We start from the raw sequence: 12,402 nt of genomic DNA, 5'->3' as shown, positions 1-12,402 counted from the left end.
TATTTCTTCCCGTGACGACCGATAATATCAATTATAGTGAACTTGCAACACAAATTAAGCAATGGGGCCAAGAACTTGGCTTTGCAGAAGTCGGTATAACCGACATTGATTTACGCGAGCATGAAGCGCAACTTCAGCGCTGGTTAGACGCAGGCTATCATGGTGAAATGGCGTATATGGCGGCGCATGGAATGAAGCGTGCCCGCCCCGCAGAACTGGTTCCTGGCACTCAACGTATTATTTCGGTGAAAATGAATTACCTGCCACCCGATGCCAGCTTTGCCAGAGCACTTGGTAATAAAACCACCGCCTATATCTCTCGTTATGCATTAGGTCGAGACTATCATAAGGTAATGCGCAACAAGCTAAAGCAGCTCGGACAAAAGATTGAGCAAGAAGTCGGTACGTTAGGGTTTCGCCCTTTTGTCGACTCAGCCCCAGTACTAGAGCGACAAATTGCAGAAAAAGCAGGCCTTGGCTGGCGTGGAAAGAACAGTTTAGTGATTAATAAGCAGGCGGGCTCTTGGTTTTTCTTGGGTGAGCTGTTTGTTGATATTCCTCTTCCTATTGATAAACCAAACCAAGAAGAAGGTTGCGGCCGTTGTACCGCCTGCCTAACTTTATGCCCTACTGGCGCCATCGTAGAACCTTATGTCGTTGATGCGAGACGCTGCATTTCTTATCTCACCATAGAGCTTCAAGGCGCTATTCCAGAGGAATTTAGAGCAAAAATGGGCAATCGGATATACGGTTGTGATGATTGCCAGTTAGTTTGTCCATGGAATCGCTATGGTCAAATAACGGAAGAAGCCGACTTTTTGCCGCGAACTCAACTTAAAGATCAGCAATTGTTGAGCTTATTTGCTTGGGATGAAGCAACATTTTTGAAAAACACCGAAGGCAGCCCCATTCGCCGGATTGGACATGAACGTTGGCTACGAAACATAGCCGTTGGCCTTGGCAATGCACAATACGATGAAGCTATCGTTATAGCACTGGAAGATAAGCGTCAAAGTGCCACTCCCCTTGTTATTGAGCATATCGACTGGGCGCTGGAGCAACAAAGACAAAAGTCAGACCAACATGAACGCAAAAAAGCAAGGCTGATCCGCATTATTGAAAAGGGCTTGCCACGAGACGCTTAGCAGGTTTGTCGCGCTAAAGCGCGACCTACGGCAGTATTGGAAGTAGGGTTTATTCTGAGCGTCGCGAGAGTAGTTTTAAGTCTTCTTCAATATCATGGAAAGCGGTTTTCACTTCTCGCACACTTTCTTCCCGTGCGACTGAGCTTTGAATCGCTTTATCGACGTTTTGATAGATAAACATCTCCTGATCTTCGTCTAGACCCATAGTAGGAATGCGCTCTTCAAATAACTCTTGTAATGAGCGGAACACTTTTTCGTTTTCTTGACGGTTTTTATCAAGCAGCGACACCATGCTGTTAAACTTACCTTGCACCATTTTTATCGCTTCTTCCAGGTCCTCGTGTTGCTGTACCAGCTTGCGTTTAGTGGAAATGGCAATTAACTGTTGCTCCGTTACACTGGCAATAAAACAGATATGATCCCGCAATCTACCGTGTTTATCTGGATCGTCTCCCGGCATATTGAGGATCAAAATACTCAAAAATGGATAGTTAACCAATATGCGGTTAGTAAATTCATGTAATCGCCCTTTGGTGTGTAAGATCTCAAATAATTCAATGACGATAGGTGAGCAAATTCCCGTAGTTGCAAAGTGATGCTTTTGTCCCTCAAGCCGAACCTCGACATTACAATTAAGTCCCAGTCCCTTTAAACATTGACATAAAGCTTCCGCCAGTCGCGGGATTGTTTCTATCTCACCGATTTGCTCAATGTAGGTAACGATTTGCCCCATTTCACTGCTATTAGCCATGGCGCTAAATGCTGTGGAGGTTGCATCTTCAATTTGCTGAGCCAGAATATCTTTTTCTAGTAGCATTTGGTTCAAGTGCGTGAGCTTGGCTTTTAACTCACCTTGGCCAAACGGCTTAACAATATAATCTTCCGCCCCCACTGAGTAGCCTTCCATGCGCTCTTCAACAGAGCCCCTTGCCGACACAAACATAACGATAATATGCTGTGTGTTTGGATTGGCTTTAATCGCCTTACATACCTCATAACCGCTCATTTTTGGCATGCTCACATCAAGTAAAATTACTTGAGGATCAAAGTCTTCGACTACTGCTAGACATTCATGACCGCTTCCAACGGTTTTTAACTCAAAGTCTAAGTCTTCTAAAATCTCTTCAATGATTTCTAGATTAAATGGTTCGTCGTCAACTGCTAAGATTCTGCGTAAAGCCATAAATGAATATCCTTCGTCGGTTCACAATGAGAAAGGCACTACGGGAAAATAAGGTAATTCAAGGCCAGTGCCTCAATAGCTCCCAATCAGATTGTATTAGTACAAGCTCTATTATTATTTATAGACGCTTACTCAACGCCTTTCCAATTACAACCATTACACCGCATTACTCTCAAGATGCTCTGTTAACGGCAGACTCACATTGATACATGCACCGCCCTCGGGATTATTTTCGGCGTAAATCTGCCCTTTATGCAGTAAAATAAACTCCTTACAAATAGCAAGACCTAAACCCGTGCCGCCGGCACCACTGTCTGTTTTACTGCTTTGCACAAACTTGGCAAAAATCTGTTCCAATTCGTCATCCGGAATACCAACCCCTTGATCGGCAATCTTGATATGAATATCTTGATCTTTACAGCTTAACAGTACACTCACCTCACTACCTTCAGGGCTAAACTTGAGCGCATTGCCCAATAAGTTTCTGATCACTTGATTCATTTGCTCCGGATCGCAAAAGGTCATCACGCCTTGAGCGGGCTTTTCAAAGCGGATTTTTATCTTTTTCTCAAGCGCAGTGCCTGATACATCTTCAATACCGCTTTGGATCACATTAACTAGATTGTGAAAGCTTGGATTAAATGGAAAGCGACCTGCGTCTAACTTTGATAAATCAAGCAGATTGTTAAGCAGTACCAATAGACGCTCACCACTGGTTTCGATACGGGATAAATACTTTTTGAGCTTGTCCGCCGGCACTTCAGGAGCCGTTAGCTTATCTAAACCGAAACGAGCAAAACTTAATATAGAGTGCATTGGTGTGCGAAGCTCATGAGACATATTGGCTAGAAATTCAGATTTAGATAGGTTGGCCGCTTCCGCCGCTTCTTTGGCTTTTTGTAACTGTGCCGTTCGAGCTTGCACTTCAAACTCTAGTAACTCTTTGGTTTCTTCTAGCACTTCTTGTTGCTCTTTAAGCTTTGAGACATTTTTAAAAATGACCGCAAATGCCATATCGCCGTGATGATCGATTTCGTTAAACGTTCCCATCAAAGGAATGCTGCGCTCACCCGCTTTTGGCAGACTCAGCTCACAGTTAAAATGCTTTAACATACCAACATGCTTCATCAAATCACGTAATTGCGACACGGATATTTCATCAAATAGCTCAAAAATAGAGAGTGGCTGTAATTCTTCTTCCGTCAGCTCAAACAATTCGCAACACGCGTCATTTGCTTCAATAATATGGCCCTGGCGGTTGAACAGCATAATCGGATCCGGGGTATGTTTATAAATCACGCGCAGCAGACTGTCGCGTTCAATCAAGGCATCGACTGTATCCTGTAGGCGCTCAACTAACTCTTGGTTATGGCGTCTTAAGAGCTCTGTTTGCCATAATTTATGTAGGCTTTGTAATAAATCGCTCTCATCAAACGGTTTAATCAGAATGTCTTCAACCCCTTGACGCACGGCTTCTAACATATCCACTTGATTAACCCGAGAAGTCATCAATAAGCAGCGGCAATTGTGGTGCACTTGACGAACTTTATTAAACACATCTAAGCCAGTGTCTTTTTCTAGATTAAAGTCACAAATAAGGAGGTCAACAGGATGTCGCTCGGCAACTTGCATCGCTTCATCAAGCGTCGTCGCGGTCGTCACCGCAAGCTGTGCTCCGCGTAGACCGTTAGCTAAGGTCTCTAGGCGAGGCGTATGATGGTCAACCAGCAACACTTTGGGCAGCACTAAAGTATTAGTAGAACCAATTTCCAGTAGGCGCTCCAGTAGGCCAGTAATATCTTTATTGGCAAAGAAGGGGTAGATAACAATGCCATTTGGCAAGGCGCGGTTGATTTCACTGAAAGATTTTAAGTGCTCGGCATTATCGGGTTTAGGTGCCAGCAATACTAACTTATCATGATTCCTCAGTTGATATAACGCTTGGAGCTTACTGGCGGGCACCCCATGAGCAATAACAACAACATCGAATTTATCAAAATCGAGATTTGCTTCCAGACTCCGGTAATGCACATGCTCTACCTCGCCACCGAGTAACTCAAATAATACCTTTACTCGCATCGCTTGCACACTGCTGCTGTCAATAATCAGCACTCGATTCGTCATAACCAGATCCTTTACCGATAATTCTGAGATCCAGTTTAGTAGAAGAATCACAAGACGCTAAAAAATAGCACTATTTTGATATGTTTGACGCCACGGTCTAATTCACGCAGCGAAAAAAATTCAAACAGCAAAGAGCAACGGCGTATAAAGCTATGCGAGAGATTTGCCCAAAATCGTCAAGCTATAGTGATTACCATCCATGACCGCGACGTTGGGTAATTCTCCCCACTTTTTATAACCGTGTTTTTCAAACAAGCGGATACTGGGGAGATTATGAGAAAAAATAAAGCCTAGTAGCGTTGTAATAAACAAGCTTGGCGCTTGCTGCTCTGCAAAGTCCATAAGTTTGCTACCTAATCCTTGGCCTTGTGCCGTTTTTGCAAGATAGATACTCACCTCAGCCGTGCCATCGTAGGCAGGACGTCCATAAAAGCTGCTAAAGCTTATCCACGCTATCACCTTTTCCGCCAGCTCTACCACATAAATTGGGCGATTTTGCGTATGTGCGGCGAACCAACTTTGCTTTTGTGCTACGCTTACGGGCTCCGTATCCGCGGTGACTTGGCGGCTCGGTATCGTTTCGTTGTAAATGGCAACTATGGCGCAAAGGTCATGCGGTTTAGCGAGTCTAATATTCATGAAAGCTGATCAAGGTAACGAATATTTTCGTATCATAAGAGATAACATAAATAAAAGGAAAGCACTGATGATAAAAAGTCTTTCGATTCTGAGCTTAGCGCTCGGTTTCCTAATCTCGAGTAACGCGTATGCAAAGACATCCAGCTGTAATGATTTTACCAATGTTGAGCTGCGAAAACTGCGTTCTGATGACTCACTTAATCTATGTGAATTTAAAGACAAACCGCTTCTCATCGTAAATACAGCCAGTAACTGTGGATTTACAGGTCAGTTTGAAGGGCTTGAGCAACTACATCAAAAATATCAAGATAAAGGCCTTGTTGTACTTGGTTTTCCCTCAGATGACTTTTTCCAAGAAGAAGACGACGAAAAGGAAACTGCAAAAGTATGCTTTATCAACTACGGTGTAACCTTCAATATGTTTGCTACATCGGAAGTTCGAGGCTCGGATGCTAACCCCATTTTCCAACATTTGAATGAAGTAACAAGCTCTCCAAATTGGAATTTTTACAAATACTTAGTGTCAGCTGATCGGAAAACAATCAAGCGCTTTAACAGTCGCACTAAACCTATGTCTGACGAGCTCACTAGCGAAATTGAAAAACTCTTGCCTAGATAAGCTGATTTTTTAACGTACCTAGATTAGAATAAAGTATGAATAATAAATAATCATCGGAGAAATTATGGCAATCGCTAGTGCAAGACACATCCTAGTAGATAGTGAAGCGCAATGCATGGAGCTCAAAGAACGCATTGCAGCAGGGGAAGATTTCGCAGAAATCGCAAAGCAGTACTCCAATTGCCCGTCGGGCCAAGATGGTGGTGCGCTAGGTGAGTTCGGACCAGGCATGATGGTGCCTGAATTCGATAAAGTGGTTTTTTCAGCCCCAATCAATCAAGTACAAGGGCCAGTGCAAACGCAGTTTGGTTTTCACTTGCTTGAGGTAACCAGTCGTAGCGATTAATTCGCTTGCGAAAAGTTAATCACTTCGCCATCATTCCTTAATACCAACTCGCTACATTTACTAAATGAGCGAAAAGATACTTAGTTGAAGGAATGATGGCATGAAACTTATCGGTTCGAACACCAGTCCATACGCCCGTCGAATTAGAATGTGGGCCGCGGCTAAACAGCTCCCAATGAGCTACCAGCATATAGATATATTTTCCGAAGCAGGCCATGACGAACTTATTCGCCATAATCCTGCCCGTAAGATCCCATTTTTAATTGACGATGCACAACTTATTTGTGATTCCAATCTGATTGTTCGCTATCTCCGTGAAAAACATCAACTTCCATTTCCCAGTTGGGATCAAGAAAATTGGCTGATCCTTATCAATGCCTGTAATGATTCTTTGGTAGAACTGTTACTTAGCAAGCGCTCAGGTTTTGATATTGAACAAGATAAACTATTTTTTAATCTACAGCGGGAACGAATTGGTCATACCCTGCACTATCTCAATGAAGAGTGTGTGACAGAAGAGTTTTTACACTGTGATTATCTCCAAATCAGTTTATACTGCCTTATTGATTGGGTTCTATTTAGAGAACTCGTCGACCTGAGCGATTACACCAACCTAATGGCATTTCATGGCCGTTGGCAAAGCCAAGCAATCGCCCAGCAAACTGATCCACGAAATTGAGAACACCTATGATGAATGAAGAAGAAATTGGCTCAGAAGTCAGTGAGTTTATTGAGCAAGTAAAAAATACTGAAAGCGTTTGGGCACTTAGCTCTGATGACGGTGGCATGGTTGTGGTTGACTCTAACCAGTTTGACGAGACAGATGTGTTATTGCTGTGGGATAGTGAAGAAAAAGCGCAAGCTCAATGTCGCGACGAGTGGAGTGAGTTTTCACCGATGAGTATTGATGTTGAAAGTTTTCTTGACGAATGGGTACTCGACCTAAAAGAAGATGATGCACTCGTTGGTCTAAACTGGAATGATGACAACGTTTGTGTTGAAATCGAGCCCGTTGGTCTTGCTAGACTACTTGTCGATATCGAATAAAAGCACACCGCATCAAAGTGGCGCTCATCCTTCGTGAGTGCCGCTATTCACCCGGCTTTGACACCAAAGCAATTAAAGTCCCTTCAATGGCTCTTACATAAGCTTGTGTTACTCTGCCCTTTTGGTTTGGTGAGCTTAATGGCTCAGCCCCTGCGGCTACCGCCTTATCATAGCATTCAGGGACATTTTCACAGCTTATGGTAATTTCAAACCCAAGTGCAGGCTGTTTAGGATGGCAACGAATATAGTCTTGCCTAAACTGTGATTGGGCTAATGGGTGACTGGCAAAGGCGAGTTTCACTTCTCCTGTGTCTAACTCACCATAATCCCCTTCATCGGTCATATCAAAAGTGCTCAAGCCAAATGCTTGATAGTAAAAATCCAGCACTTCCTCAACACTTTCTACATAAATCACCGTTTTAGCAAACACCTAAGCCTCACTATCAATAAACCTAATGTAACTATTTATAACTTAAGCACAAATGTTGGGCAAGGTAAAACAAAGCGAGAGAGTTCAGGGTTAAAGTTAAATATAGTCGAATGTGGAAAAGGAGTTGATTGGATAGATATGGAACTTATGTTCAGCTCGACACACCCACCAGATAGTGTCGAGCTATAATTCCCGCAAAAAGCCTTACGACTTATTGCGGTTTTCTTTTGCAAATGCACGAAGCTTACGCTTTTGCGATAGCGTCATTTTGTTTGAACGACCAGCGTAAGGGTTATCCCCTTCGCGGAATTCAATCTTAATCGGCGTACCCATTACGTTAAGCGCTTTACGATAGTAGTTCATCAAATAGCGCTTATAGCTATCTGGCAGTTCATGCACCATATTGCCGTGGATAACAATACGCGGCGGGTTATAACCACCTGCGTGTGCGTACTTAAGCTTCACACGGCGTCCACGAACCAATGGTGGCTGGTGATCCGCCTGAGCCATATCCATAATACGACGTAACATTGCCGTACTTACTCGCTTAGTCGCTGATTCATAAGCTTCGTCAATCGACTCAAACAAGTGACCAACACCTGTACCATGTAATGCGCTAATAAAGTGCAGACGAGCAAAATCAACAAAGCCCAAGCGTCTGTCTAGCTCAGTTTTGATACGCTCTTTGACATAGTCATCAAGACCATCCCATTTGTTTACCGCAATAACCAACGAGCGACCCGCATTTAGTGCAAAACCAAGTAGACTCAAGTCTTGATCTGAGATCCCCTCGCGCGCGTCTACAACGAGCAATACCACGTTGGCATCTTCAATCGCTTGCAGGGTTTTGATAACCGAGAATTTCTCTACGACATCGCTGACTTTCTTACGCTTACGTACACCGGCGGTGTCGATTAACACGTATTCTTTATCATTGCGCGTCATTGGAATGTAAATTGAATCGCGTGTTGTACCCGGCATATCGTAAACGATAACGCGGTCTTCACCTAAAATACGGTTAGTTAGTGTTGACTTACCTACATTTGGACGACCGATAATCGCGAGTTTAACAGGCTTGTCTTCAAAACCCGTTTTGCCGTCTTCGGCTTCTTCACCTTCAAGGTAAAGCTCGGCGATATCTTCATCATCATGCTCAAGCTCTTCATCTTGAGCCGTAAGTTCAGCGATAATCGGTTGTAGCGTCAACTCTAATAATTGAGTAACACCACGACCATGCGCAGCGGCGATCTGTTGAACGTCACCAAGCGCCAGCTGGTAAAACTCAGCACAGTTGGAGTCAGCATCAATACCATCCGTTTTATTGGCGACAACAAAGCAATTCTTCTGTTGTTTACGAAGGTGCTGCGCGATAGCTTGATCAGCAACCGTCATACCTGCGCGCGCATCCACCAAAAATAGCACAATATCCGCTTCTTCAATTGCAAGCAGCGACTGCTCGGCCATTTCAGTTTCAATGCCTTCTTCAGAGCCATCGATACCACCCGTGTCTACCACAATAAACTCGTAGCCTTCATAGTTTGCTTGGCCGTATTTACGGTCGCGAGTCAGACCCGGAAAGTCAGCAACTAACGCGTCACGAGTACGTGTTAAACGATTAAACAGTGTGGATTTACCCACATTAGGTCGCCCAACCAGAGCGATCACAGGAAGCATAGACTACCTCTTTTATAAACAACAAAAGGCTTCGCAAAAGCGAAGCCCCATAAAAAATCTAAAAATTCAGAAAGTTACTGCGGAATTTGAACTGCGCTAAGTTCACCATCACGCGTGTAAACAAATACTTTGCCATCGGCCACAATCGGTTCGACGAAAAAACCTGAACTATCAAACTCGGTACGCGATACCAACTCACCAGAGCTCTTATCTAGCCAATGTAAGTTACCTTCCTGATCGCCAACCACTACGTAGTTGCCAGCAACCGTTGGAGCGGTTAAATACCAACCGCGTAGAGCTGGTTGTGTCCAACGTTCAATACCTGAGTTTTTGTCTAGTGCGTACAGTACACCATCGCTATCAACCAAATAAATTACGTCAAGATCGAGTGTAAGGTCTCGGTAACTACTGTACTCACGATCCCACACGACATTGCCGCTGCGCACATCAATAGCAACTAGTTTACCATTATAGGCGATAGAATACACATATGCGCCGCTTACAACAGGTTTAGTATCAACATCCACCAAACGTTCAAACTCAGAAGCCCCTTTTGCAATTGCAACATCCGAGCTCCATGCGGTAAAACCGTTTTCAGCGATAAGTGCTGTTAACTTACCACTTTCTTCGCCAACCAATACGCCACCATTCGCGCTGGTTGGTGAGCTTAAACCACGTAATGTCAGCGCAGGGACTTCTTGCTCATAGTGCCAACGCTCTTCACCTGTATCTGGGTGTAGCGCAACCAGCTTGCCTGAACCTAAGTTAACGTAAAGAAGACCATCGCCTGCAGCTGGCGCTGACAGCGCTTCACCTGGTACCGACTTACGCCAAACTATTTCGCCGGTTTCACGGTCAAGCGCAAAAACCTGCCCGTGTTCAGAGCCAACATAGAGTTTACCATAAGCTTGTGTGATCCCACCTGACAGCTTCGCACTGTCGCTGTCTTCCCATGGCCAAAAGTTGGTATTCTCACGAACATCAACTTGCCACTTTTCTTTACCTGTTTGTGCATCAAATGCTGTCACTATACCTTCACGGGCAGCTGCAAAAACAGTGCTTTGGTAGCTTGTTGGAGATAAACGCGAAAAGTAGTGCTCAACCCCGTCACCAATCCCTTCTTGCCAAACCACAGAGGCGTCGAATTGATTGTTGATCTCAGGGAGCTTTAACTCTTCTTCATCATCACTAGAAGAACAACCAGCGGTGAGTGCTGCAACACATAAAGCCAATGAGGCCATCGTTAACTTCTTCATGGCAACTCCTTAAACCGTTGTCTTTTGTGCAAGATCATCCAGTTTAATTTGCAGCATAGGGTTGCTATTGCCTTCCGCTGCTTCTAGTGCCGATTGATAAGCACTTCGAGCTTTATCTTTATCTCCTTGAGCAAGGTAAATATCACCTTGGATCTCAGCAAGCTGAGCCTTAAACGCTTCAGGCATAGGCTTAGCGAGTGTTGCCAGTGCTTGTTCGTATTGAGACTGTGACGCTTGTACACGTGCAAGTCTTAATAAAGCCGTTGCTTTTAGCTCAGCGTTAGCAACATTATCAGCCGCCCAAGTTAGCTTCTCTGCAGCTAGCTTAAGATCGTCTTTGTCGATTGCCTCTTTAGCAGCAACGAAAGCCGCTAACACGGCGTAGTTAGAATCAGCATTTGCAGCAACAAAAGCGTCGCTTTTAGCTAGTACATCATCACTTTCAACAACCTGAGTGTATGCTTCTGATGCTGCTTCTGCGCTATCGATCTGGCTTTGGTTATACGCTTTCCAGCCATACAGACCACCTAAACCAAGCACAGCACCAACCACAATCGTTGTACCATTTTCACGGAAAAATCGTTTTATTGCTTCTGCTTGTTGTTCTTCTGTTGAATAAATTTCCATTCTAACCTCTTAGCCTACCAGCTCTGCTAACAGCGTTTTTACTTCTGCAAGTGGTAAGGTGATTTGTTCTTTCTCTTCACGCAGATACTTCACTGTCACTTTGCCTTCAGCGAGTTCATCTTCGCCTAGCACTAGCGCAATAACAGCATCGCTTTTATCTGCACGCTTAAATTGTTTCTTGAAGTTGCCACCGCCACAATGAACCATCACGCGAAGGCCAGCAATATCATCTCGTAATTGCTGTGCAACCACAGGAGCTTGAATCGCCGCTTTGTCACCCATCGCAACGACGTATACGTCAGCATTCCGACGAATATCACCCACACATTCCAGCGTTTGTAGCATCAACACTAAACGTTCGATACCCATAGCAAAACCAACGGCTGGCGTTGCTTTGCCGCCAAGCTGCTCAACCAAGCCATCGTAGCGGCCGCCAGCACATACAGTGCCTTGAGAACCTAAGCTTGTTGTCACCCACTCAAATACAGTGCGGTTGTAGTAATCTAAGCCACGTACCAGTTTTTCATTAACTTGGTATTCGACGCCAGCTGCGTCTAAACGTTCACACAAATTAGCAAAATGTTCGCGTGATTCTTCATCTAAGTGTTCAGAAAGCTTAGGTGCATCAACCAGTACAGCTTGCACCTCTGGGTTTTTGCTATCTAACACGCGCAGTGGATTGCTATACATACGGCGCAGACTGTCTTCATCAAGCGCTTCTTTGTGTTGCTCCAGATATGCAATCAGAGCATCACGATATTCAGCACGCGCTTCATTTGACCCCAAAGAATTGAGCTCAAGCTTAACATGGTCTTGAATACCAAATTGCTGCCATAGACGCGCCGTCAATAAGATCACTTCGGCATCAATATCTGGTGTTGCCATACCAAAGGTTTCAACACCAAATTGATGGAATTGACGGTAACGGCCTTTTTGCGGTCTTTCATGGCGGAACATAGGTCCCATGTACCAAAGGCGCTGTTCTTGGTTGTATAGCAAACCATTTTGATTACCCGCACGGACGCACACAGCTGTGCCTTCCGGACGTAGCGTTAAGCTATCGCCATTACGGTCATCAAAGGTATACATCTCTTTTTCGACGATATCGGTCACTTCACCGATAGAGCGCTTAAATAGATCGGTCGACTCAACGATTGGAAAACGGATCTCTTGATAGCCAAATGCCGCTACTGTGTCTCTTAACACCGATTCTACTTTCTGCCAGACCTGCGTGTCACCTGGCAGACAATCATTCATTCCACGGATTGCCTGAAGTTGTTTAGTCACTGAAAACCCTAACTTAAATTTGTCA

At 44.4% G+C, this 12,402-nt stretch carries 13 protein-coding genes; 5 read left to right on the top strand and 8 right to left on the bottom strand.

Annotated elements, in window-relative coordinates:
• The first annotated feature begins 11 nt into the window (after window positions 1-11).
• On the top strand, window positions 12-1,145 hold the full coding sequence (gene queG / locus PNC201_RS03165; protein WP_102056147.1) for a tRNA epoxyqueuosine(34) reductase QueG: 1,134 nt from the start codon (window positions 12-14) through the stop codon (window positions 1,143-1,145).
• Window positions 1,146-1,194: 49 nt separating this feature from the next.
• On the opposite strand, the gene PNC201_RS03160 is transcribed toward queG, so the two are convergent.
• The 3 genes from PNC201_RS03160 to PNC201_RS03150 form a co-directional block, all read right to left on the bottom strand.
• Window positions 1,195-2,328 (bottom strand): response regulator, encoded by a 1,134-nt coding sequence (locus PNC201_RS03160; RefSeq protein ID WP_010605658.1) that lies wholly within the window; start codon window positions 2,326-2,328, stop codon window positions 1,195-1,197.
• Window positions 2,329-2,484: 156 nt separating this feature from the next.
• Window positions 2,485-4,452, bottom strand: coding sequence for a sensor histidine kinase (locus PNC201_RS03155; protein ID WP_010377369.1), 1,968 nt, complete (start codon window positions 4,450-4,452; stop codon window positions 2,485-2,487).
• A gap of 150 nt (window positions 4,453-4,602) precedes the next feature.
• Window positions 4,603-5,091: a GNAT family N-acetyltransferase gene (locus PNC201_RS03150; protein ID WP_102056146.1), complete on the bottom strand. Its 489-nt coding sequence runs from the start codon at window positions 5,089-5,091 to the stop codon at window positions 4,603-4,605.
• 67 nt (window positions 5,092-5,158) lie between these two features.
• On the opposite strand from PNC201_RS03150, the gene PNC201_RS03145 reads away from it, so the two are divergent.
• The 4 genes from PNC201_RS03145 (at window position 5,159) to PNC201_RS03130 (ending at window position 7,103) form a co-directional block, all read left to right on the top strand.
• Window positions 5,159-5,710, top strand: a complete 552-nt coding sequence (locus tag PNC201_RS03145; protein ID WP_199539679.1) for a glutathione peroxidase — start codon at window positions 5,159-5,161, stop codon at window positions 5,708-5,710.
• A gap of 64 nt (window positions 5,711-5,774) precedes the next feature.
• A complete protein-coding gene (locus PNC201_RS03140; protein ID WP_010377362.1) occupies window positions 5,775-6,056 on the top strand; it encodes a peptidylprolyl isomerase in 282 nt (93 codons plus the stop codon).
• 100 nt (window positions 6,057-6,156) lie between these two features.
• Window positions 6,157-6,735 (top strand): glutathione S-transferase family protein, encoded by a 579-nt coding sequence (locus tag PNC201_RS03135; protein ID WP_019647242.1) that lies wholly within the window; start codon window positions 6,157-6,159, stop codon window positions 6,733-6,735.
• Between the two features lie 11 nt (window positions 6,736-6,746).
• Complete coding sequence (locus PNC201_RS03130; RefSeq protein WP_010605663.1) at window positions 6,747-7,103, top strand: DUF2750 domain-containing protein; 357 nt, start codon at window positions 6,747-6,749, stop codon at window positions 7,101-7,103.
• Window positions 7,104-7,146: 43 nt separating this feature from the next.
• On the opposite strand, the gene PNC201_RS03125 is transcribed toward PNC201_RS03130, so the two are convergent.
• The 5 genes from PNC201_RS03125 to hisS all read right to left on the bottom strand — a co-directional run bounded on the left by PNC201_RS03125 (window position 7,147) and on the right by hisS (window position 12,377).
• On the bottom strand, window positions 7,147-7,533 hold the full coding sequence (locus PNC201_RS03125) for a VOC family protein (protein WP_010377356.1): 387 nt from the start codon (window positions 7,531-7,533) through the stop codon (window positions 7,147-7,149).
• A 204-nt stretch (window positions 7,534-7,737) separates the two neighbouring features.
• A complete protein-coding gene (der, locus tag PNC201_RS03120) occupies window positions 7,738-9,207 on the bottom strand; it encodes a ribosome biogenesis GTPase Der (RefSeq protein WP_010605664.1) in 1,470 nt (489 codons plus the stop codon).
• A 74-nt stretch (window positions 9,208-9,281) separates the two neighbouring features.
• Entirely contained in the window at window positions 9,282-10,463 is a 1,182-nt protein-coding gene (gene bamB, locus PNC201_RS03115; protein ID WP_102056144.1) for an outer membrane protein assembly factor BamB, read from the bottom strand.
• A 9-nt stretch (window positions 10,464-10,472) separates the two neighbouring features.
• The gene (locus PNC201_RS03110; protein WP_010605666.1) at window positions 10,473-11,090 is read right to left on the bottom strand and encodes a YfgM family protein; all 618 of its coding nucleotides are present in this window, start codon (window positions 11,088-11,090) and stop codon (window positions 10,473-10,475) included.
• 9 nt (window positions 11,091-11,099) lie between these two features.
• Window positions 11,100-12,377 (bottom strand): histidine--tRNA ligase, encoded by a 1,278-nt coding sequence (hisS, locus tag PNC201_RS03105; RefSeq protein ID WP_010605667.1) that lies wholly within the window; start codon window positions 12,375-12,377, stop codon window positions 11,100-11,102.
• Window positions 12,378-12,402 lie beyond the last annotated feature (25 nt).

The sequence above is a fragment of the Pseudoalteromonas sp. NC201 genome, assembly GCF_002850255.1.
Classification (GTDB): Bacteria; Pseudomonadota; Gammaproteobacteria; order Enterobacterales; family Alteromonadaceae; genus Pseudoalteromonas.
The sequence above is the reverse complement of the archived record's forward strand: the minus strand, read 5'-3'. Positions and strand labels throughout refer to the sequence as shown.